Consider the following 22,707-nt stretch of genomic DNA (forward strand, 5'->3'; position numbering starts at 1 on the left):
TCACAGCAACCCACCAAACGCTACAACGCTTGGTGGGTTGATTTTATTCAGCAATCAGTTTGCTCGCATCCTCAACCGAGAGTGGTTTTCCTAGGAAGTAGCCTTGGCCACTATCGCAGCCATTATTCTTGAGGTGCTTTAGCTGCTCAGGGTGTTCAATGCCTTCAGCAATAACCTCTAACGATAGGGTTTGTGCCATGGCAATGATCGCATTCACAATTGAGTTGCTCTCGTTATCATCGGGCACATCGTTAATAAATGAGCGATCAATTTTGAGTTTATTCAGTGGCAAGCCTTTGAGGTATGAGAGTGATGAGAAGCCAGTGCCAAAATCATCAAGTGCAACCGTTACCCCGAGCTTTTGCAACAGTTGTAAGTCATGAATCGCTTGGTCTTTATTCTCAATCAGAAATCCCTCGGTAATTTCGATTTCTATCCGGCTTGCTGGGCAACCCGTGTTGAGCAAGATTTGTGTTAGCTTGTCGATGAAGTTGCGCTGCCTTAGCTGCACCGCGGAAACGTTGACCGCAATCTTGCCAAATTTACGTCCTTCATCCAGCCACAGCTTAGCTTGCTGACAGGCTCTAGTTAACACCCAGTAACCGATGGGTTGAATGAGCCCAGTACGCTCAGCAATAGGGATAAACTGCGCGGGTGAAACAAAGCCCAATTCAGGATGGTTCCAACGGAGCAGGGCTTCAAAGCCTTTTAGGGAGTGATCAGATAGTGAATATTGTGGCTGATAAACAAGGTGGAACTGATCGTGCTCCAGTGCATTATACAGTGCCGACTGCATTCGCACGTGAGATAGGGCAACATCGGTCAGCTCGGGCGTATAAAACGCATAACCATTGCGTCCATTGTTCTTGGCGAGATACATCGCAGTATCCGCATTTTTGAGCAGAGATTCTGCATCCAGTCCATCATTTGGATACATTGCAATGCCGATACTGGTAGAGATACGCAGTGACTCATTAGGCAGCAGGTCGAAGTTTTGACTGAATAGGCTGAATATACGTTCGACGATTGCGGTTGCCTCAACGGCAGAGACGATGTCAGTGATTAATATCACGAACTCATCACCCCCAATACGCGCAATATGGTCTTGACGACCAAGCTGTGTGCGTAAGCGTCGAGCCAGTTCTGTCAGTATTTGGTCTCCACTTTGGTGGCCAAATGAATCATTAATGTGTTTGAAGTGGTCGATATCGAGAAACAGCGTGGCGAACATCTGTTTTGCCGTACGAGCGTGAATGATCTGCTCATTCATCGTATTGAGCAGTGTTGCTCGGTTGGGCAGCTCAGTTAGGTGGTCGAAAAATGCCAGCTTCTCTAGTTTCTCTTCATGCGCTTTTTGCACTGAGACATCTTCAAACACACAAATGAAGTTCATCAACTGATGATCGTTATCGAAGACTTTGGTGATTGTCGTCAGCTGTGGGTATAGAGAGCCATCTTTGCGGCGGTTGATAAACTCGCCTTTCCATTGATGCTCATTGTCTAGGTTGTCCCACATCGCCCGATAAAAGTCGGTTTTATGCAGGCCTGATTGGAGCATTCTCGGGTTGCGACCAATGACCTCACTTAACTCAAATCCGGTGATCTGTGAAAAGGCAGGATTGACGTCCATGATGTTGCCTCGCACATCGGTGATCATCATGCCTTCATTCGAGTTGTGAAAGATTTTTGCTGCGAGGGCGAGTTGGTTTTCTACTTGCTTACGACGAGTCACATTTCGTGTCATGCCCGATACACCAATAATATTGCCATCTTCGTCTACAACGGGTGACTTAATCGTCTCTAGCCAGATCTCTTGGCCATCACTATTTGCTCGAGCACACTCTTCAACGATGTGCTGCTTGCCCGTCGTGAGTGCAATATTGTCGGTAATGAGAAATTTGTCCGCTAGGTCGCGATCAAAAATTTCATAGTCCGTTTTACCGATAATTGACGAGAGGTTTTTTTGCCACGCTTTTTCCACGGCAGCATTACATTGCACATAGACCCCGTTAAGGTCTTTAATCCAGGCATGGTCATCAAGGCCGTTCCAAAACTGCTTAAGGCTCGCTTGAAGCATTGCTGGCTTATTATTGGACATGTGGTGCTTCAATCCTTTGTTATTTTGCACTCTATGATGCATTCGGCGCTTGCTACACAGGGTGCTTTTGATACAGCAAATCAATCAAGGCGCAATCATACGCCTATCATTGGATATGATCGAGTTGGGATGCAATTATATTGAAGGCTACTCTCATCCCTGTTCAGTGATACTTTGACGTGCTTTAAACTTAAGTTGTTGAATCACCAATCCGGTGATGATCAATACCAGGCCCATGAGTGTGCTCGGGTGTATTTCTTCACCGATGATGGTGGAAAGTAGAATAAGAGAGATAAAGGGTGAGGCAAAGATCAGGTTACTGATACGAGCCGTATTATTAGTTAACTTCAAGGCAGATAACCACAGCACAAATGTAATGCCCATCTCAAACAAACCGACATAGCTGACAGCCAACCAACCTTTGTGACTGACGTTTGCAAAGCCAATACCTTCATACACCATCAAGGCAACGGCAAAAGGAATAGCGACGAAGAAGCCAAGCAACACACCTACGATGGGGTCTGCTTTGTTTTTTGTATTCAGGATCCAGTAGCCCGCCCAAAGCAGAGTAGAGAGCAGGGCAAGACCAACACCAAGAGGGCTCTCAAAATCAAGGGCTAATAGATCCCCTTGAGTCGCAATCACAATCACACCGAAGTAGCTCAACCCACAGGCAACCCAGTCTTGTTTACGGATTTTTTGACCAAGGAACATCGCCGCCATCAATGTGAGCGTGATTGCCCAGCTGTAGTTTATCGCTTGTGCCTGTGATGCTGGCAGCAAGTCATAAGCCTTAAATAGAATTAGGTAGTAAGCAAGCGGGTTAATTAAACCGAGCAGAAGGTAGTACCAAGGGTTCGCTACGAAGGTTGGCACGATCTGCTGGAGTGTGCCTTTGAGCGCGCAGACGATAAACAGTGCAAGTGCGGAAACCATACTGGCGATAGTGAGCATTTGGATCGGAGAAAACTCAGCCAGAGTCAGTTTGAAAGCGGTGGCGACCGTTGACCAAAGTAAAACAGCAGATAAGCCAAATAACAGCGCACGGCGCTCGTTCATGATGCATTCCATTAAAGCTAGGAGAAAGGGAGCTTAGTTTATAGTCACTCTGTTATGAGTCAAAACTGGACATTTATCCAGTATAAAAATACCATTATTGAAGGTTAACTCGCTGATAAAAGGAAAGTGCCCATGCAGTGGCTACTGGATCATCAAACCACACTATTGGCTCTCGCAGGAGGCAGCTTGGTCAGTGCTGCAGTGGCGAGCTGGTGGATGAAAAACAAAATGCAGACTCAATGTCAGCTTCTTGAGCAAGAGCTAGCGCTTAAAAGCCAGCTGTTCAATGCGGAAACCCAGCAGCTTAAACAGAGCTTAGCCTCGAGTCAGCAAGAGTTAGATGAGCTAGATATTGAGCGTGATAAAGCAGCGCATGAGCTCAAACAGACCCACGGCAAAATGATGGCGATGTTAGAAAAGCTACGCCACTTTGATGCACTGCGCCAAGAGCGAGAGCAGTATGCGCGTGACCTCGATAGCATGCGTGAGCATAAATCAGAGCTTGAGGCGAGCTTGCGAGAGCAGGAAGCGCGTCATCAGCAAGAGAGCAAGGCTAACCAAGAGAAGGTGCAACTGTTAGAGCAGGCAGAAGAGCGGCTAAAGCAACAGTTTGAACAGCTGGCAAATCAGGTGTTTGAGAGCAAAACCGCCAAGGTCGATCAGCAAAATAAAATCAGCCTAGAGGGTTTACTGTTACCCCTTAAAGAGCAACTCGAAGGCTTTAAGAAACAGGTAAATGATAGCTTTACTGTAGAAGCCAAAGAGCGCCACACTCTAATTCACGAGCTGCACAAGTTGCAACAGCTCAATGCGCGAATGACGCAAGAGGCGGTGAACCTGACCAATGCCTTGAAGGGGGATAACAAACAACAAGGCAACTGGGGTGAGGTGGTGTTAGCGCGAGTACTAGCGGAATCTGGCCTGCGCGAGGGGCACGAATACACGACGCAAACCAGTTACAAAAACGAGTCCGGTAAGCGTTATCAGCCAGATGTCATCGTTAACCTGCCACAAAGAAAGCAGGTGATTATCGATGCAAAAATGACGCTTGTAGCGTATGAGCGCTACTTTAATGCGCAAGATGATGCTGAGCGAAATAGTGCATTAAGTGAGCACTTGCTATCGGTTAGAGGTCATATAAAAGGACTTGGCCAGAAAGATTACCATCAACTACAGGGCATTGAGAGCCTCGATTATGTGTTGATGTTTATTCCGGTCGAGCCGGCTTTCCAAGTGGCGATTGAAGCAGACCCAAGCCTTGTGAGTGATGCATTCGATAACAACATTTTGTTGGTGAGCCCAACCACGTTACTTGTCGCGCTGCGTACCATTGACAATTTATGGCGCAATGACCGGCAGAACCAAAATGCCAAATTGATCGCCGAGCGAGCGGGCAAGCTTTATGACAAGCTGCGCCTGTTTGTCGATGATATGGAAGGGCTTGGTGGCGCATTAGATAAAGCCAATCAACAATACCAAGGCGCAATGAATAAGCTTGCCACAGGGCGTGGAAATGCGATTCGTCAGGCTGAAAGCTTTAAACAGTTAGGGGTTGAAATCAAAAGACCGATCTCTCCGGCGCTAGCTGAGCTGTCGCACAATGATCCAGATACACAAATGCAACAAGCAGAAAGACAACCGATAGAGGATAAAGTAAACTAGTCCGCTGCAGCATTTGGGAGGCGTGACATACGCTTAAGTTCTTCCCCACGAGGTTCGCTGCACCAAGAGGAAAGATAATGACGGACACCAGTGTAAACACGCAACTAGAGCAAGATAATCAAAGCACCACTCACTTTGGCTTCACAACAGTCGCTAAAGAAGAGAAAGTGCAGAAAGTAGCGCAAGTCTTCCACTCTGTGGCAGCAAAATATGACCTAATGAATGACCTGATGTCAGGTGGTATTCACCGCATCTGGAAGCGCTTTACCATTGATTGCAGTGGTGCCCGCCCAGGTCAGCGCATTCTTGACCTTGGTGGTGGTACTGGTGACTTAACCGCAAAATTCTCTCGCATTGTGGGTGAGAAGGGCCATGTAATCTTAGCGGATATCAACAACTCCATGCTCAATGTGGGTCGCGATAAGTTGCGTGATTCCGGCATTGTCGGCAATGTCCACTACGTACAGGCAAATGCTGAAGAGCTGCCATTCCCTGATAACTATTTTGATGCGATCACCATCAGTTTCTGTCTGCGTAACGTAACAGACAAAGACAAAGCATTACGCTCTATGTACCGAGTGCTAAAGCCAGGTGGTCGCTTACTGGTTCTTGAGTTCTCAAAACCTATTTTAGATCCGCTTTCAAAAATCTATGACGCGTACTCATTCCACCTGCTACCAAAAATGGGTGAGCTGGTAGCGAATGACGCTGAGAGCTACCGCTACCTAGCAGAATCCATTCGCATGCACCCAGATCAAGATACGCTGCAAGGCATGATGGAAGAAGCCGGTTTTGAGCAAACCAACTACTACAACCTAACGGGTGGTATTGTTGCGCTGCACCGAGGCTACAAGTTTTAGGGAGTCACTATGCCATTGATGCCTTTGGTCACTGCTGGAATCGAAACAGCGCTGAATCTGTGTATTAAAGAGAGCGATGAAGCCCAGCAACGCCTTACTCGCCTGAAAGGTAAGGTGATTCGAGTTCACCTGAAAGAGCTCAATCATGCTTTGACGTTTGTATTTAGTCAGCAGATAGATGTGCTAGCGGCTTACGAAGGTGAGCCAGATTGTGATCTCTCTTTATCCCTTGCAGTATTGCCAGAACTGAAAGACCAATCGAATATTACACGCTTGATCAAACAAGATAAGCTTGAGTTAGAGGGCGATATTCAACTCGCTCAATCTTTAGCCAAGCTGCTTGATGAGGTGAAGCCGAACCTCGAAGAGTGGCTGTCCAAAGCGACCGGTGATGCCTTTGCACATACCGCTGTGTATAGTGCGAAGCAGGTTGGGCAGTTTGTGCAGCAGCGCGCGCAGCGTCATCAACAACACATCGCAGAAGTGCTGACAGAAGAGTGGCGTATTGCGCCACCACCGCTTGAAGTGGCGCATTTTTGTGATCAGGTAGATGATGTAAAAAGCCAAGCGGCGCGCATTGAAGCGCGTCTGAATGCTTTACTGGAGTCGCTATGAGCCCGTCAGAGCTAAAGCGTCTCTATCGAATCATTCAAGTCCATCTAGAGTATGGGCTAGATGACCTATTGCCGAATGAGCAGTCAAACTTTAGTGCTGATGTTTCCCAGCGCTTCAAAGCCCCGCGCTTGTTACGCAAATCTCTCTTTTGGATGAAGAATCGCCACACTGACCGTGAGTTGGGTGAGCGTCTGCGCGAAGCACTGCAAGAGCTTGGCCCGGTATGGATCAAGTTCGGCCAGATGATGTCGACGCGTCGCGACTTGCTTCCTCCGCATATCGCTGATCCTTTAGCTGAGCTACAAGACAACGTTGCTCCTTTTGACGGGCGTTTAGCGCGTGAGCAAATGGAGCAAGCACTGGGCGGTAAACTTGAGCAGTGGTTTGTTGGCTTTGATGAGGTGCCGCTTGCGTCTGCCTCTATCGCGCAAGTTCATACGGCCAAGTTGAAAGACAGTGGCCGAGAGGTGGTGCTCAAGGTTATTCGCCCAGACATTCGCTCGGTGATTGATGCTGATCTCAAGCTGATGTATCGCATGGCGCGCTTGGTTGCAAAAATGCTGCCAGAAGCGCGTCGGCTAAAGCCGGTTGAAGTCGTTCGTGAATACGAAAAAACGCTACTTGATGAGCTTGATTTACGTCGTGAAGCGGCGAATGCTATTCAACTGCGTCGTAACTTTGAAGGCAGCGAAGAGCTGTATGTGCCGGAGGTGATCACCGATTTTAGCAATCAAACGGTGATGGTATCAGAGCGTATTTACGGCTATCAGGTCTCAGACATTGAAGGCTTAAAAGCCAACGGCACCAACATGAAGCTGCTGGCTGAGCGTGGAGTGAGTGTCTTCTTTACTCAGGTGTTTCGCGATAGCTTCTTCCATGCCGACATGCATCCAGGTAACGTGTTCGTTGAGAAGGCTCATCCAGAGAACCCGCAATGGATTGGCTTAGACTGCGGTATTGTTGGCACATTGAATAGTGACGATAAGCGTTATCTTGCTGAAAACTTCTTAGCCTTCTTTAATCGCGATTATCGCCGTGTGGCAGAGCTGCATGTCGAGTCGGGCTGGGTTCCACGTGAAACTAACGTTGATGAGTTTGAGTTTGCTATTCGCATAGTGTGTGAGCCGATTTTTGCTAAGCCGTTGTGTGAAATCTCGTTTGGTCATGTACTGCTTAATCTGTTCAACACAGCACGTCGTTTTAATATGGAAGTTCAGCCGCAGCTGGTCTTACTGCAAAAAACACTACTTTATGTTGAAGGATTAGGTCGACAGCTTTATCCGCAACTAGACTTATGGGATACGGCCAAGCCGTTTCTTGAAGAGTGGATGATGAATCAGGTGGGGCCAAAAGCGGTTGTGAACGCGGTGAAAGATCGCGCACCATTTTGGGCTGAAAAATTGCCTGAACTACCAGAACTGCTGTACGATAGTTTGAAGCAAGGTAAGTCGATGAACGTGAGAATGGAAAAGCTCTATCAAGGGTATCGAGATTCCAAACGTAATCAAGCGACTGGACAATTTTTGTTTGGTATCGGTGCCACACTTATGGTGTGTTCAGCGATACTTATGAATCACCATCAGTATGATGATCTCTCACTGGTTGGTGCGGCAGGTGGATGTGTGGCTTGGCTGTTTAGCTGGCGAGCATACCGTCGTTAATTGAGACTTTTCTTAATAATAACCCGAGGAATAGAGAATGGGTGGTATTAGTGTTTGGCAACTTCTTATTATTGCCGTAATCGTTGTTCTACTGTTTGGCACGAAAAAGCTTCGTAACATCGGTGGTGATCTAGGTAGCGCTGTAAAAGGCTTCAAGAACGCGATGAGTGATGAGGAAGCAGCAAAGAAAGACGCTGACTTCGAACAGAAGAACATCGAGCAGCAGAAGACAGAAGCTTCTGCTGAAACGAAGAAAGACAAAGAGCAGGCTTAATCCGTGTTTGATATCGGTTTTTGGGAACTGGTATTAATCTCTGTAGTGGGGCTGGTGGTGCTTGGACCAGAACGCCTTCCCCATGCGATTCGCAGTGTGTCTCGATTTATCTCCGGCGCGAAAGCAATGGCGAATAATGTCAAAGATGAACTGTCTCATGAGCTCAAGGTTCAAGAACTGCAAGAGAACCTAAAGAAAGCTGAGCAAATGGGAATGCAAGACCTCTCTCCAGAGTTAAAGTCTTCCATCGATGAGCTAAAGCAAGCAGCGCAAGACGTGCAGCGACCATACGCGGCCTCGTCAGATAAAGTGCCTGCTGAGCCGACTCAAGCAGAAACGGTTGATACTCAGCCTAAAACATCAGTGAGTGAGCCTCCGGCGACAGAATCACTGAATGTTAAGCAGTCAGACTCTAAAGCTGATTAGTATAAAGAGCTGCATTTTTGCAGCTCTTTTTGCCTTTATGAACCCCATGACTTGTGCGTCGCAAGGCACATGTTAATGGTCACTCCCAAGAGGATGATTATGTCTTCTGTTGAGCAAACCCAGCCTTTGATAGCGCACCTATTAGAGTTGCGCGATCGACTACTGCGTGCCATTGCTGCCGTATTGGTGATCTTTATTGGCTTGATTTACTTTTCAAACGAAATCTATGAATTTGTTTCAGCGCCACTGGTAGAGCGTCTACCAGAAGGGGCAACGATGATCGCAACCGATGTTGCTTCACCGTTCTTTACACCACTCAAACTGACTTTGATCAGCGCGGTGTTTGTGGCAGTACCGTTTATTTTGTATCAGGTTTGGGCCTTTGTAGCGCCGGGTTTGTACAAACATGAACGTAAGCTGATTATGCCGCTGATGTTCTCTAGCTCGCTGCTCTTTTACTGTGGTGTGGCTTTTGCGTATTTTGTCGTGTTTCCGTTGGTCTTTGGCTTCTTTACCGCCATTTCATTAGGCGGGGTGGAGTTTGCCACCGATATTTCGAGCTACCTAGACTTTGTATTGGCGCTATTTATGGCGTTTGGTATAGCTTTTGAAGTGCCGGTTGCCATTATTCTATTGTGCTGGACTGGAGCGACCGATCCAAAAACTCTATCAGAGAAGCGTCCATATATCATTGTGGGGGCTTTTATCGTGGGCATGATGCTCACACCACCCGATATGATCTCACAAACACTGCTCGCGATACCGATGTGTTTGCTGTTTGAGGTTGGTCTGTTCTTTGCTCGGTTCTACACTCGTAAAGAAGTACCTGAAGCGGAAGAGCAAGAATAATAAGTGCTCATTTCAACGAAAAAGACCAAGCTAAATCCGCTTGGTCTTTTTGTTTTTGCGCGTTATTTTTTATTACGTTTTCAGAGCTTAAACAGCTGTCTCGCATTGTGTGTCGTAAGCTCATCAACAGCGTTGACGTCCATCTCCCTTAAGTCAGCGACTCTTTGTGCGACTAGCTGAGTGTAGGCTGGCTCGTTACGCTTACCTCGGTGTGGGACTGGCGCAAGGTAAGGGCAGTCGGTTTCTAGAATCACCTTGCTAAGATCGAGGTGTGGAATCACCTTGTCCATCCCGCCATTTTTAAAGGTCGAGACACCACCAAGCCCTAGATGAAAGCCAAGATCGTTAATGGCTTTAGCCTCCTCGACACTGCCACCAAAGCAGTGGAAAACCCCGCTAAGTTGGCCATCTTGCTCTTTCTCAAGCAGTGTCAATGTCTCTTCAATCGAATCACGAGTGTGAATCACGACGGGTAGGTTAAGTTCTTTGGCCCAGTTCAGCTGTGTGGTAAAAGCCCACTCTTGCTCATTGCGGTAGGTTTTGTCCCAGTAGAGATCAATACCGATTTCCCCAACGGCAATAAAAGCGTGCTTATCAAACCAAGCTTTAATGATAGCCAGTGTTTGCTCGACATCACCGTCAACATAGCAAGGGTGCAGCCCCATCATTGAACGGCAGATGTCTGGATAGCGGGCTTCGGTCGTAAGCATTGGCTCTATTGAGTCGAGGTCGATGTTAGGTAGCAGAATTTGACTTACACCTTGTGAAAGGGCGCGTTGCACCACGTCATCGCGGTCTTGGTCAAATTCACTGGCATAGATGTGAGCGTGGGTATCAATCATATCGGTGCTAAATTCGTCGGTAAGTAATGGGGATAGCTTACTCTCGAGGTTTTTCAAAGCAAGCAGTGATTTTGTGTTGTATTTGCTAGATAGATTACCGCATAGTGATATGATTCTAACAGAGCTTCTCAAGTAAGCGATAGGGCGATGACATGCCGACTTACTTGAGTTTGAGGATATTACTAGCCAAGGAGAATCTTGTGTCAGCAGCAGTATTAGGTCAGTTCCCACTTCGCCGTATGCGCCGTATGCGCAAACATGACTTTAGCCGTCGCTTAATGGCTGAAAACCAGCTCTCTGCAAGTGATTTGATTTACCCAATGTTTATTTTGATGGGTAAAGATCGCCGTGAGTCTGTTGATTCTATGCCGGGCATTGAACGTCTATCCATTGACTTGATGCTCGAAGAGGCGCAATACCTTGCTCAACTTGGTGTACCCGCTATCGCGTTGTTTCCGGTGGTGAATCAAGATGCGAAAAGTCTATGTGCAGCAGAGGCGTTCAACCCAGAGGGCTTAGTGCAACGCGCCGTGCGCGAATTAAAAGAGCATGTGCCGGAGATGGGCGTGATCACTGACGTAGCGCTTGATCCATTCACGACTCATGGCCAAGACGGCATTATCGACGATGAAGGCTATGTATTAAATGATGAAACCACAGAGGTGCTCATCAAGCAGGCGTTGTCTCATGCCGAAGCGGGCGCAGATGTAGTTGCACCTTCGGACATGATGGATGGTCGTATCGGTGCTATCCGTGAAGCATTAGAGGAAGCCGGGCATGTGAACACGCAGATCATGGCTTATTCAGCGAAATATGCGTCTTGCTACTACGGCCCATTCCGTGATGCAGTCGGCTCAGCATCGAACCTGAAGGGTGGTAATAAAAAGAACTACCAGATGGACCCAGCCAACAGCGATGAAGCCATTCAAGAGGTGGCGATGGACATCAATGAAGGCGCTGACATGGTGATGGTTAAACCAGGCATGCCTTATCTTGATATCGTGCGCCGTGTAAAGAGTGAGTTGCAAGTGCCGACTTTTGCTTACCAAGTGTCCGGCGAATACGCGATGCACAAAGCGGCGATTCAAAACGGTTGGCTGAGTGAGCGTGATACGGTGCTTGAATCGCTACTGTGCTTTAAGCGAGCGGGTGCCGATGGCATCTTGACGTACTTTGCTAAACAGGTTGCTGAATGGTTGGCTGAAGATAACGCGCAAGCAGCGAAAGCGCTGAAGTCCGACTAATTTTACTAGGTTTGATATAGGCTGGTATCTCTGAATGGAGGTATCAGCCTTTTTATTGGGAGAAAGAGAGATGTCTGGGGTTGAAGTTCGAGTTGGAAGCCTTGATGAGGTGACTCAAGTAGTAGAAACAATCGGTGAGTTTGCTCGAAAAGAGACAGTCGAAAGCCTATCTGAGCGCTTGAGTGACAAACATGATGTGCTAGTGCTGGTGGCCGTTGAAGATAGGCAGTTGCTGGGTTTTAAAATTGGCTATCGACTGGATGACACAACTTACTACAGCTGGCTCGGTGGTGTGTCTCCATTAGCGAGAGGCAAGGGGGTAGCGCAAAAGCTACTGGACTATCAAGAGGCATGGGTGGTAGATAAGGGCTATCGCGAGCTTAAAGTGAAATCTCGTAATCAGTTTCCGAGTATGTTGCGTTTGTTGATCCGCAATCACTACCAAATTGAAGATTTTGAACGTGTTGATCCATTGCAGGAGTCTCGTATTCATTTCACTAAGTTATTGATTGCTTGTGAGCTGCGTTGATCTAGTCGGTTTGATCTCGGTATTGAGCAGCCTTGAACCGAGTGTCTGATCGCAACCTAAGAATCAAATGATATTTATTCTCAATTAATGCTTGCATTTGAAAATGAGAATCATTACTGTTTGTTTCGTCAAAGGGAATAAAGCTGTTAGGGAGGTGTCGGGTGGAAAGGCGCTTCCAAGCCACGAGAGTGGTATGACTAATGGCTTTGTTTGCTGAGACACGACATTGCTCACATTGCTTCCAGTGTAATTTATAGCTTCCGGTGTAATGGCAGTATTTCTTCTGAAAATCATTACAACCTCATTTGCTAAGCGGCTCTCACTACGAGACCGCTTTTTCTTTTTTATCTCAGCTCTAATTGATCTTGGCTTTTAATTGCCTATGTTTTAGTCATATCTGTTGCGCAACTGGATCGTAATTGAAGCCCTCATAGGATGGGGCCCGACAGTTTTTTCCACAATTAAGGATCAATAAGCGATCGAAAAGAATTGAGTGGATCTTTGTCTAATTCTCTTTAAAACAGGGGTTTAACTATTTTTATTTCGCTTGATGTGAACAGTTAGACACAATCGACAAAATTATATAAACAGACTTATCCACAAGCGGGAGGTTCTGTTGTCAAGAAAAAAGTGCAGGTATTTCCACTGTATCAGCATAGAAACCGAGTCCCTCTCGTGGCATTCTAGGCACACTATTTTTAGCTTATCTTTGGATACCTCAAATTATGGCTCGTATTCCTGATAATCCGTTGATTCTTATCGATGGCTCTTCTTACCTCTATCGCGCTTTTCATGCTTATCCAGGCACGATGAGTAACGGTGATATTCCGACTAATGCAGTGTATGGCGTGGTCAACATGCTTCGTAGCATGATGCGTCAGTTTTCTTCGGATCGAATTGCGGTAGTGTTTGATGCAAAAGGCAAGACGTTCCGTGACGATATGTATCCAGAGTACAAAGCAAACCGTCCACCGATGCCTGATGATTTACGTTGTCAGATTGAACCACTACACAACGTCATTCGTGCAATGGGTCTGCCGTTGATTTCGATTCCTGGCGTCGAGGCGGATGACGTGATCGGTACACTTGCTTATCAGGCATCTCAAGCAGGCATGCCAGTGCTGATCAGTACCGGTGATAAGGATATGGCGCAGTTGGTGGACGAAAATGTCACGCTGATTAACACCATGACTAATGTCGTAATGGATCGTGAAGGTGTGGTTGAGAAGTTTGGGATCCCGCCAGAGCTCATCATCGACTACCTAGCGCTGATGGGAGATAAAGTCGATAACATTCCGGGTGTGCCGGGTGTGGGTGATAAAACGGCAACCGCACTACTGCAAGGCATTGGCGGCCTAAGTAAGCTATATGATCACTTAGACGATATTGCGCCATTAGGTTTCCGTGGTTCAAAAACGATGGCCAAGAAGCTGGTTGATAACAAAGATAATGCTTTGCTGTCATACGAGCTGGCGACCATCAAACTGGATGTTGAACTCGAAGAGACACCAGAGTCCTTAGTTAAGCAAACACCAAACAAAGATGAGCTGATTAAGCTGTTCGGTCAGTTGGTGTTTAAATCATGGCTGAATGAACTGCTTGAAGGTGGCACTGGCGTGGTTGAGGCCGATGGTGCGTCAGCGGGCGCGACTGCAACAGCAAGCGCGGCTCAGTCTGATATGGACACATCGGCAGTGACCATTGATAGAAGCCAGTATGAGACGGTACTTGACGAAGAGACTTTTGCCAAATGGCTCGACAAACTCAAAGCCAGCGATGTTTTTGCATTTGATACCGAGACAGACAGCCTAGATTACATGGTAGCGAACCTGGTGGGTTTGTCTTTTGCGACAGAAGAAGGCGTTGCTGCGTATGTGCCTGTGGCTCATGACTACTTAGATGCTCCAGAGCAGCTAGATCGTGATTGGGTGCTCGCGCAATTGAAGCCGATTCTAGAAGATGATAGTCAGGCAAAAGTGGGTCAGAACCTCAAGTATGATGCGAGCGTACTTGCACGTTATGGTATCGAAATGAAAGGCATCAAGCATGACACCATGCTCGCGTCTTATGTTTTTAATAGCGTTGGTGGCAAGCATGACATGGATAGCTTGGCACTACGCTTCCTACAGCACAGCTGTATCTCGTTCGAGCAGATTGCTGGTAAAGGTAAAAAGCAGCTGACGTTCAATCAAATTGAACTCGATCAGGCTTCACCTTACGCCGCAGAAGATGCAGATGTCACGCTGCGTCTACACAACCGTTTGAGCCAAAGCTTAGAGCAAGATGACAAGCTCAACCGTATCTATCAAGAGATTGAGATGCCGTTGGTGCCTGTATTGTCTCGTATCGAGCGCACGGGGGTGTTTATTGATGACATGCTGCTTGGCGCGCAGTCGCAAGAGATTGCAGCACGCCTTGATGAGCTTGAGCAAAAAGCTTTTGAAGTTGCAGAGCAAGAGTTCAATATGAACTCACCAAAACAGCTGCAAGCCATTCTGTTTGAAAAGATGGGACTACCTGTTATCAAGAAAACGCCATCAGGCACTCCTTCAACGAATGAAGAGGTGTTACAAGAGTTGGCGCTTGACTACCCACTACCAAAGCTGATTCTCGAGTACCGCGGCTTAGCTAAGCTAAAATCGACTTACACCGATAAACTGCCGAAAATGATCAACCCAGAAACGGGTCGAGTACATACCTCTTATCATCAAGCGGTGACGGCAACGGGTCGTTTGTCATCGACAGATCCAAATTTGCAAAACATCCCAATTCGCAACGAAGAAGGGCGCCGTATTCGTCAAGCCTTTGTTGCACCGCATGGTTGTAAGATCTTAGCGGTCGATTACTCTCAGATTGAGCTGCGTATCATGGCGCACCTGTCTGGTGATGAGGCCTTGCTATCAGCATTCCGTGAGGGCAAAGACATTCACGCAGCGACTGCGGCTGAGATCCTTGGGGTTGATATTGCTGACGTGAGCAGCGAGCAGCGTCGCCGAGCTAAAGCCGTCAACTTCGGTCTAATCTATGGTATGAGTGCGTTTGGTCTAGCTAAGCAGCTGGGTATTCCTCGTGGCGAGGCCCAGTCTTATATGGACAAGTACTTTGAACGTTACCCTGGTGTGATGCAATACATGGAAGATACTCGCAGCGCTGCATCTGAGCAGGGCTATGTCGAGACCATCTTTGGTCGTCGTCTTCATTTGCCAGAAATCAAATCACGTAACGGCATGCGCCGCAAAGCTGCAGAGCGCGCAGCCATCAACGCACCAATGCAGGGTACCGCAGCCGATATCATCAAAAAAGCCATGCTATTGGTGGATGAGTGGATTGAGCAAAACGGCAATGGTCGTGTGAAACTCTTGATGCAAGTACACGATGAACTGGTTTTGGAAGTTGAAGAGTCAGCTTTGTCCGAAATTGAAAGTAAAGTACAGGAATTGATGGAATCAGCGGCTCAACTTGAGGTTCCTCTTGTTGCAGACGCTGGTCACGGTGACAACTGGGATCAGGCGCACTAGACAAAAAATAGACAAAACTGCGTAAATAACATGAGCCAGCCCACAAGTGCTGGCTTTTTTTGTCGTTAATTAACCTAATACTGGCAAGTGTTTAGTGTAAGTTAATAAAATTTTAATGAAAAAAAACTACAAAAGCAGTTTCATTTTCTGACTGATTGTTGTACATTTATCTGCGTAGGGTACAGAGGTAAGATGTTCTATCTTTCAGACCTTTTGTTTCACGTTATTGGATTAGGCTGATTCAGCCGCCCCAGCTAGTTTTTAGCTGGGGCGTTTTTTATTGGGCGAAAGAAAAGTTATTCGTTATATAAATCATAATGTTAGGCTCCAATTTTCTCTCTTTCTATTACTTCAATTTGTCACAAACCCACAGCGTATCTCTCTATTTTGTTATGCCATTTTTCTTTGCTGTTGGCTTAGGTTAGCAAACGGAAATGTTGCAAAATGACAGTCACACTTTTGTTATTTTTAATAACTAACCAAGCTACTTAGAATAAAGCCATTCATGTTAAGTGATTGTTTAATAGTGATTTAATTGTGATTGTTGCGAGGGTGGGGTATTTGGGTCTAGGCTTGATTCAAAGCTGGAAATCGGGAATGCTAGACGCATAACAATTATTACCTAATATATTCTCTCCCGTTACCCCACTCCCTGCAGTGGGGTTTTTGTTTTTAGACATTTGATCGTTAAATGACAGATACAAAAAAGCCCTGCACGTTTATGGCAGGGCTTTTTAAAAAACTGTTACCAGAACTTATACAAGAACTTACTCTTCAGGTTGCTCTTGAGCATCACCATCTAGCTCTTCGTCACTTTGTGCCAAAGCTTCAATGGCTGGGGCAAACCACTCATCAAGTTTGTTGCGTAGTGTATCAACGCCCAAACCTTTCAGTGAAGAGAAGGCATCAACACGAACATCACCACCAAAAGCTTTCGCATCTTCACGGATCTTGAGCACCTGCGCTTTGCGCGCACCTTGCTTAAGCTTATCAGCCTTGGTTAGCAGAACTTGAACCGGGATACCGCTGTCGACTGCCCAGTAGATCAATTGCTGGTCGAGATCTTTCATTGGATGACGGATATCCATCAATACCACAAGCCCTTTCAGACACTGGCGTTTCTGTAGGTATTCACCGAGAGATTTTTGCCACTTCTTTTTCATTTCAAGTGGAACTTGCGCGAAACCATATCCAGGCAAGTCAACGATGTGACAGCCGTCAGTCACCTTGAAAAGGTTGATGAGCTGCGTACGACCTGGTGTCTTACTGGTTTTAGCCAGGCTGCGCTGGTTGGTCAAACGGTTCAGTGAGCTAGACTTACCCGCATTGGAACGCCCAGCAAACGCGATTTCGATCCCTTCATCTTCCGGCAGGTGGCGAATATCTGGCGCACTGGTAATGAAGTGGGTGTTTTGATAATGAATTTTTACGCTCACTGTTAACTCCATCTCGACTTTGTGTAGTCGATTGATTACTTTTTTGTGAAATTGTGTAAAATAACTGTGCTCGGCACAAGGTCGCAATAGTGTACCATGAGTAACACCTCAGAGTGGTACTGGAAGCTTGATAATTATAATGGAATGTCATGAAGAAATTAGCGCTAATCTTAAGCCTTATCGCCAGTTGTTCGGCATGGGCAACAGGCAATATAGAAGCAGGTAAGGCAAAATCTCTCACGTGTGCAGCTTGTCATGGAGCAGACGGCAATAGCCAGCTGCCTATCTATCCAACCATAGCAGGTCAACACGCAAAGTACATTGAAAAGCAGTTAAAAGAGTTCAAGCTGGGAATGACCAGTGCCGGTAAGCAAGGCCGTTACGACCCAGTGATGAGTGGTATGGCGATGCCCTTGAGCGACGAAGATATGGCCGATCTCGCGGCTTATTATGCGTCAGTACCTATTGCCCACGCGACAACGCCAGAAGATGTCGTTGATGCAGGCAAGGTGCTCTACAGTGCGGGTGATGCTGAACGCGGCTTGACGGCTTGTATTGCTTGTCATGGCCCACGCGGAAATGGAACTGAGCTATCGGGCTTTCCAAAAATCTCCGGTCAGCAGCCTGACTATATTAAAGCGCAGCTAGAGAAATTCCGCTCAGGCGATCGTGCAAACGATATGAACGCGATGATGCGCGATATTGCTAAGAAGTTGACCGATGAAGATATCGCTATCTTGTCGCAATATGTCGGTGGTCTGCACTAATACCCACTAGTGATTTAGACAACACAAGCGTTTTAGACAGCTTAAGTCATGAATGTTGAGGCACCCAATCGGGTGCTTCTTTGTTTTGTGACGTAGCACGTATTTGCACCATCAGTGCAAAAACAAGTAGCACACTTATTTGCCTGACGCATTGTGCGAGATCTGCCATAGTGCAAATGGCGTTTTACGCTTTATTTTTTTTAACTTATTGATCTTGATGTGATTGGTAAATAAATCATGAAATCAGATTGAAAAATTGGTGTTTTGAGCTTGTTCAAGAAGGCGGCTGAGATAAAGTAACCCCATCAGCAGGACGCTGAAACAAGGACAATAGACCAAGATGGTCTCCAAGGATGCAAGCAGGGAGCTTGGAAGTCTCAACCATGGAAAGAACAATAGGCAGGATGCTTGTTGTGATAAGGATGGTTAACTTACGTCTAAGGAAAAGACAGTGGAATGGAGCAGGCTAAAGATTAGCCCAGCAGCAGGAAGTCAAGACGGAACGCGAAAACTCATCAGGATGATGAACAAACAAAAAACTTTTGCAGGGAAAGCGCAAAAAACAAATGGATTATTGGTGCACCCGATTGAGTGCAACACATTTTAGCCGCTAAGGCAGTCAGAAAGCGATAGGGTGACCTATCGCTTTTTTTCTATTTCTGGTATGTTTCGCATCCTTATTTGAGGATCTCGTTATGCATTCATGTCCCTTGTGTTATCACAATGACACACAGCACTTTCATCAAGACAAACGCCGCAGCTATCAGAAGTGTCAGCGTTGTCAGTTAGTGTTTGTGCCGCAAGAGCTGCGACTGGGTGCTGAGGCAGAAAAGTCTCACTACGATCTTCATGATAATAATCCGCAAGATATGGGCTACCGAGGCTTTCTTTCACGAGTCGTCGACCCCATACTCGAACGTATACAACCCGCTTCATCTGGCCTCGATTTTGGCTGTGGACCTGGTCCAACACTACACTTAATGATGCAAGAGGCGGGGCACTCAATGGCGCTGTATGATATTTATTATCATCCTGAGCGTGAAGTATTGAGTAAGGCCTATGACTTTATGACGGCGACCGAGGTGATTGAACACCTTTATGAGCCGGGTAAAGTGTGGCAACAATGGTTGAATCTGGTTAAGCCGGGAGGCTGGATTGGTCTTATGACCAAGATGGTTATCGACGCAGAGGCGTTTGCTGCGTGGCACTATAAAAATGACCCAACCCATGTGGTCTTTTTTAGCCGTGCTACGTTTCAGTTCCTAGCAGAGCGGGATAGGCTCGAACTTGAATTTATTGGTAAAGATGTAATTTTACTGAGGAAGACCCAGCAATGAGTCGTACAAAGAAAGCAAGATCAGGCGGTAACCTAGACGTTATCGTTGTTCGTAACCGTACACAGTCTGATGTAGAAGGCCGTGAGCGTAAAAGACTAAAAAAACGTAAAGGTCTAAAAACCGGTAACCGCAACTCAGATGCAAAATCTGAGAAAGCACAAACACAGGGTCAACAACGTGACCCACGCTTAGGCAGCAAGAAGAAAATCCCTCTAATTGTTGAAGCGCCTAAGAAGAAGAGCAAAGCAGAGCGCCGTGTTTCTGCAGAGCAAGAATTGGCAGCAATTGAAAATGATGCACAATTCTTGGTGCTGCTGGATCGTCTAGAGAATGGTGAAAAACTGGGTGCCGGCCTTCAGAAGTATGTCGATCAGAAAATGGATCGTATGGAAGTACTGATGAAGCAGCTTGGTATTTATGAAGAAGACCAAGAAGAAGAGGACTTTGAGGAAGAAGCAGACGTTGTTGAGCAGCCAAAGAAAGCGGCGAAGCGTCCAGCAACTGACGAAGACCTTCTTTCTCAGTTTGAAGATCTCGACCTGAACGACTTTAAAGGATAATCATTGCCATGAATGTAACCTTATTAGCGATCATTGGGGGGCTAATTGTGGTTGGCCTGGCCAGCTACGCTGGTTACCTTCTGCTGCAACTAAAAAAGCAAACGGAGTTGCAACAGCACCATATGAAGCTGGCTATTGATAAACGCAATAGCAACATCTTCGATAATGTCAGCACTCTTTGTGCCGCAGGCATTGAGGGGCAGTGTGATCTCTCTGAAATCAGTATCCGTGTGTATTGCATTATGGATTATGTGCAGGGTGATGATAGAGTGGACTTTGACGCAACATACCCAGCTATTTCTGAGCTCTACCATGTAGTGAAAGATATGGCGCGAGGTGAAGAGCGTCAAACGTTGGAAAAACGTGAGCGAATGAAACAGAACTTAGCCCGTCAAAAGGCTGAGTCACGCTTGTCAGAGGCGATTGTTGAGGAGTTAAAACAGCTCAAGCAGCAGATCCAACCACTGAACAATCAAATCAACATTCAAATGGTGTAGCGCAAGCGACACCTGCCAACACAGTGATAAATTGGAATTAGAACCATGTCTCATGAAGTAGAGTCTCAACTGGAAAGTAACCAGCAACAGATTGTTTGGGATCAAGCGATTTTGGATAAATATAACTATTCAGGGCCGCGCTATACCTCATACCCAACGGCGTTGGAGTTTCATGAGATGTTTACGGTTTCTGATTACGATATGGCGTGCACGCAATACTCAGAGCGTCCTGTGTCGCTGTATATCCACATTCCGTTCTGTCATAAGCTTTGTTACTACTGCGGTTGTAATAAGGTGATCACTCGTCATTCGCACAAAGCGGATGAATACCTCGACATGCTTGAGCTAGAGATCCGTACTCGCGCTTCTCTATTGCAAGGTCGTCGCGTGACACAGCTGCACTTTGGTGGTGGTACGCCAACGTTCCTAACTGAAGGGCAAATCAGTCGAGTGATGGCTATCCTGCGAGGGGAGTTCTCATTCGATGAGACGGCCGAAATCAGTATTGAAGTCGACCCACGTGAAATCGAACTAACCATGCTGGATCACCTTCGCTCTGAAGGTTTTAACCGTCTGAGTATAGGTGTTCAAGACTTCAACAAAGAAGTGCAAAAGCTGGTTAACCGTGAGCAAGATGAAGAGTTCATTATTGCCATGGTTGAGCGAGCGAAAAAACTGGGCTTCCGTTCAACAAACCTTGACCTGATCTACGGCCTACCTAAGCAAACCAAAGAATCTTTCGCGGCAACACTCGAGCAAGTGCTGGAGATGAAACCGGGTCGCTTATCGGTGTTTAACTACGCCCATATGCCACAGTTGTTTGCTGCGCAGCGTAAAATCAAAGATGAAGATCTGCCACAAGCCAAAGAGAAGATGGCCATCTTGCAAGACACCATCGCAACCTTAACGGGTGCGGGCTACCAGTTTATCGGTATGGACCATTTTGCGCTGCCTGATGACGAGCTTGCAGTGGCTCAGCGCCAAGGTGAGCTGCACCGTAATTTCCAAGGCTACACAACGCAAGGCGAGTGTGACTTGATTGGCTTCGGCGTCTCCGCGATTTCAATGGCGGGTGATGCGTACGCTCAGAATCAGAAAGAGCTGAAGAAATACTACGCGCAAGTGGAAGAGCAGCGTCATGCAATTTGGCGTGGTGTTGTGCTAGATAACGATGATTTGATTCGCCGTGAAGTCATTAAAGAGCTTATCTGTAACTTTAAGCTAGACAAGACGCAGATTGAGAAGACATTTGGTCTGACGTTCAACCAATACTTCAAACAAGATTTAGAGTTGCTGCAAACTTTTATCAACGATGAGTTAGTTACGGTCAGTGAGTCTCACATAGAAGTGACTCTGCGTGGCCGATTGCTGATCCGAAACATCTGTATGTGCTTCGATAAGTATTTGCGTGATAAGGCGCGTCAGCAACAGTTCTCACGAGTTATCTAACTTGCACTGTTGAACATAATGATAGAAAGAGCGAGCCATAGGGTTCGCTCTTTTACTTTCTGCTTGTTGTTAAGGCGCGATATAAGTGTTTTCGGCCACTTGCCACAGGGCACGTACTAAAGGGTTATCTTTTTGTGAGCCTTTACATACCACTCCGAGCTTAAATGGTGGAATAGAGGCGGCTTTAAGGCGAATGATTTTCTCTTTTACCGGACTGTTATTGATCACCACATCTGGCGCAATGCCGACCCCACAACCCAGCGCAACCATGCTGACAATCGCCTCGTGCCCAGACACTTGCGCGTAGATATTGGGTTTTATCTTCATCGCCTTAAACCAGTTGTTGGCGCGCTCACGAGCGGCTCCCGCTTCTGGGACGATATAAGGTATCTTGCCCCAATCTATCTCATTGCCCATCAAGGCTTCACTAAAACTGCTGACACCGGAGGGGGCGATGACAGATAGCGGGATCTCACTGATGGTTTCAAATTCTAGTCGCGCAGGCAGAGGCTCTGGTTGTGCTGAAATAGCGATATCTGCTTCATCATTCAGAACTTTATCAATCGCTTGAGCTGGGTCGCCAGTAGATAGCTTGAACTCGATGAAGGGGTGCTGGAGACGAAACTCTGAAAGTAGATCGGGCAGGTGGCTATAGCTTGCGGTCACAGAGCAAAATAGGCGAATTTCCCCTTTCAGTACCTGCTCTTCATTGCTGGTGCTGTTATGGAACTGCTTCCACTCCGAGACGATTCGCATCGCAACAGGAAACAGACTCTTACCGGCGGGTGTTAACTCAACACTGCGGTTGTCTCGTACGAAAAGTCTTTGACCCGCTTCCTGTTCCAACTTTTGAATCTGACGACTTAATGCCGAAGGGCTGATGTGCATCGCAGTCGCTGTACGACTAAAGCTTTGGCTGTCACACAAATGTATAAACAATTGGAGAGACTTGATATTCATGGTTGCGTGTTGCATTCCTTGCAAAAATTGGCTGTTGCATTATTTGCAACGACAAGTTGTGAAT

At 46.7% G+C, this 22,707-nt stretch carries 21 protein-coding genes; 16 read left to right on the plus strand and 5 right to left on the minus strand.

Annotation, left to right across the window (positions count from 1 at the left end; genetic code table 11):
* Window positions 1–43: 43 nt before the first annotated feature.
* Complete coding sequence (locus QWZ05_RS12970; protein ID WP_264874621.1) at window positions 44–2,098, minus strand: sensor domain-containing protein; 2,055 nt, start codon at window positions 2,096–2,098, stop codon at window positions 44–46.
* 153 nt (window positions 2,099–2,251) lie between these two features.
* Window positions 2,252–3,157, minus strand: coding sequence for a DMT family transporter (locus tag QWZ05_RS12975; RefSeq protein WP_264874620.1), 906 nt, complete (start codon window positions 3,155–3,157; stop codon window positions 2,252–2,254).
* Window positions 3,158–3,289: 132 nt separating this feature from the next.
* On the opposite strand from QWZ05_RS12975, the gene rmuC reads away from it, so the two are divergent.
* From rmuC to tatC, 7 genes are all read left to right on the plus strand, one after another.
* Window positions 3,290–4,819, plus strand: coding sequence for a DNA recombination protein RmuC (gene rmuC, locus QWZ05_RS12980; protein WP_264874619.1), 1,530 nt, complete (start codon window positions 3,290–3,292; stop codon window positions 4,817–4,819).
* 77 nt (window positions 4,820–4,896) lie between these two features.
* The gene (gene ubiE, locus QWZ05_RS12985; RefSeq protein ID WP_289960182.1) at window positions 4,897–5,679 is read left to right on the plus strand and encodes a bifunctional demethylmenaquinone methyltransferase/2-methoxy-6-polyprenyl-1,4-benzoquinol methylase UbiE; all 783 of its coding nucleotides are present in this window, start codon (window positions 4,897–4,899) and stop codon (window positions 5,677–5,679) included.
* A gap of 9 nt (window positions 5,680–5,688) precedes the next feature.
* Complete coding sequence (locus QWZ05_RS12990) at window positions 5,689–6,294, plus strand: ubiquinone biosynthesis accessory factor UbiJ (protein WP_290298750.1); 606 nt, start codon at window positions 5,689–5,691, stop codon at window positions 6,292–6,294.
* Window positions 6,291–7,955, plus strand: coding sequence for a ubiquinone biosynthesis regulatory protein kinase UbiB (gene ubiB / locus QWZ05_RS12995; protein ID WP_290298752.1), 1,665 nt, complete (start codon window positions 6,291–6,293; stop codon window positions 7,953–7,955). The genes QWZ05_RS12990 and ubiB overlap by 4 nt, the downstream gene beginning before the upstream one ends.
* A gap of 37 nt (window positions 7,956–7,992) precedes the next feature.
* On the plus strand, window positions 7,993–8,229 hold the full coding sequence (gene tatA, locus QWZ05_RS13000) for a Sec-independent protein translocase subunit TatA (RefSeq protein WP_264874615.1): 237 nt from the start codon (window positions 7,993–7,995) through the stop codon (window positions 8,227–8,229).
* 3 nt (window positions 8,230–8,232) lie between these two features.
* Window positions 8,233–8,655, plus strand: a complete 423-nt coding sequence (gene tatB, locus QWZ05_RS13005) for a Sec-independent protein translocase protein TatB (RefSeq protein ID WP_264874614.1) — start codon at window positions 8,233–8,235, stop codon at window positions 8,653–8,655.
* Between the two features lie 99 nt (window positions 8,656–8,754).
* Window positions 8,755–9,504: a twin-arginine translocase subunit TatC gene (tatC, locus tag QWZ05_RS13010; RefSeq protein WP_264874613.1), complete on the plus strand. Its 750-nt coding sequence runs from the start codon at window positions 8,755–8,757 to the stop codon at window positions 9,502–9,504.
* 80 nt (window positions 9,505–9,584) lie between these two features.
* On the opposite strand, the gene QWZ05_RS13015 is transcribed toward tatC, so the two are convergent.
* Complete coding sequence (locus QWZ05_RS13015) at window positions 9,585–10,346, minus strand: TatD family hydrolase (RefSeq protein ID WP_264874612.1); 762 nt, start codon at window positions 10,344–10,346, stop codon at window positions 9,585–9,587.
* A gap of 239 nt (window positions 10,347–10,585) precedes the next feature.
* On the opposite strand from QWZ05_RS13015, the gene hemB reads away from it, so the two are divergent.
* The 4 genes from hemB (at window position 10,586) to spfP (ending at window position 15,877) form a co-directional block, all read left to right on the plus strand.
* Window positions 10,586–11,590: a porphobilinogen synthase gene (hemB, locus tag QWZ05_RS13020; RefSeq protein ID WP_494338388.1), complete on the plus strand. Its 1,005-nt coding sequence runs from the start codon at window positions 10,586–10,588 to the stop codon at window positions 11,588–11,590.
* A 70-nt stretch (window positions 11,591–11,660) separates the two neighbouring features.
* Window positions 11,661–12,119 carry a GNAT family N-acetyltransferase gene (locus QWZ05_RS13025; RefSeq protein WP_290298756.1) on the plus strand — a complete coding sequence of 153 codons (459 nt, stop codon included), beginning with the start codon at window positions 11,661–11,663 and terminating at the stop codon, window positions 12,117–12,119.
* Between the two features lie 725 nt (window positions 12,120–12,844).
* Complete coding sequence (gene polA / locus QWZ05_RS13030) at window positions 12,845–15,637, plus strand: DNA polymerase I (RefSeq protein WP_264874606.1); 2,793 nt, start codon at window positions 12,845–12,847, stop codon at window positions 15,635–15,637.
* 192 nt (window positions 15,638–15,829) lie between these two features.
* On the plus strand, window positions 15,830–15,877 hold the full coding sequence (gene spfP / locus QWZ05_RS22415) for a small protein SpfP (protein ID WP_438356636.1): 48 nt from the start codon (window positions 15,830–15,832) through the stop codon (window positions 15,875–15,877).
* 527 nt (window positions 15,878–16,404) lie between these two features.
* Here the strand turns inward: spfP and yihA are convergent.
* Entirely contained in the window at window positions 16,405–17,073 is a 669-nt protein-coding gene (gene yihA, locus QWZ05_RS13035; RefSeq protein WP_264874604.1) for a ribosome biogenesis GTP-binding protein YihA/YsxC, read from the minus strand.
* Between the two features lie 149 nt (window positions 17,074–17,222).
* On the opposite strand from yihA, the gene QWZ05_RS13040 reads away from it, so the two are divergent.
* The 5 genes from QWZ05_RS13040 (at window position 17,223) to hemN (ending at window position 21,683) form a co-directional block, all read left to right on the plus strand.
* On the plus strand, window positions 17,223–17,840 hold the full coding sequence (locus QWZ05_RS13040; protein WP_264874603.1) for a c-type cytochrome: 618 nt from the start codon (window positions 17,223–17,225) through the stop codon (window positions 17,838–17,840).
* Between the two features lie 695 nt (window positions 17,841–18,535).
* Complete coding sequence (locus tag QWZ05_RS13045) at window positions 18,536–19,177, plus strand: class I SAM-dependent methyltransferase (RefSeq protein ID WP_290298757.1); 642 nt, start codon at window positions 18,536–18,538, stop codon at window positions 19,175–19,177.
* Window positions 19,174–19,737 carry a Der GTPase-activating protein YihI gene (gene yihI / locus QWZ05_RS13050; RefSeq protein WP_264874601.1) on the plus strand — a complete coding sequence of 188 codons (564 nt, stop codon included), beginning with the start codon at window positions 19,174–19,176 and terminating at the stop codon, window positions 19,735–19,737. Before QWZ05_RS13045 ends, yihI begins: the two co-directional genes overlap by 4 nt.
* Before the next feature lie 8 nt (window positions 19,738–19,745).
* Complete coding sequence (locus QWZ05_RS13055; RefSeq protein WP_290298759.1) at window positions 19,746–20,234, plus strand: DUF2489 domain-containing protein; 489 nt, start codon at window positions 19,746–19,748, stop codon at window positions 20,232–20,234.
* Window positions 20,235–20,279: 45 nt separating this feature from the next.
* Window positions 20,280–21,683, plus strand: coding sequence for an oxygen-independent coproporphyrinogen III oxidase (gene hemN / locus QWZ05_RS13060; protein ID WP_290298761.1), 1,404 nt, complete (start codon window positions 20,280–20,282; stop codon window positions 21,681–21,683).
* A 69-nt stretch (window positions 21,684–21,752) separates the two neighbouring features.
* Here hemN and ilvY read toward each other — a convergent pair whose 3' ends face one another.
* Window positions 21,753–22,643: an HTH-type transcriptional activator IlvY gene (gene ilvY / locus QWZ05_RS13065; protein WP_264874598.1), complete on the minus strand. Its 891-nt coding sequence runs from the start codon at window positions 22,641–22,643 to the stop codon at window positions 21,753–21,755.
* Window positions 22,644–22,707: the final 64 nt, after the last annotated feature.

It is taken from the genome of Vibrio agarivorans (assembly GCF_030409635.1).
GTDB lineage: Bacteria > Pseudomonadota > Gammaproteobacteria > Enterobacterales > Vibrionaceae > Vibrio > Vibrio agarivorans.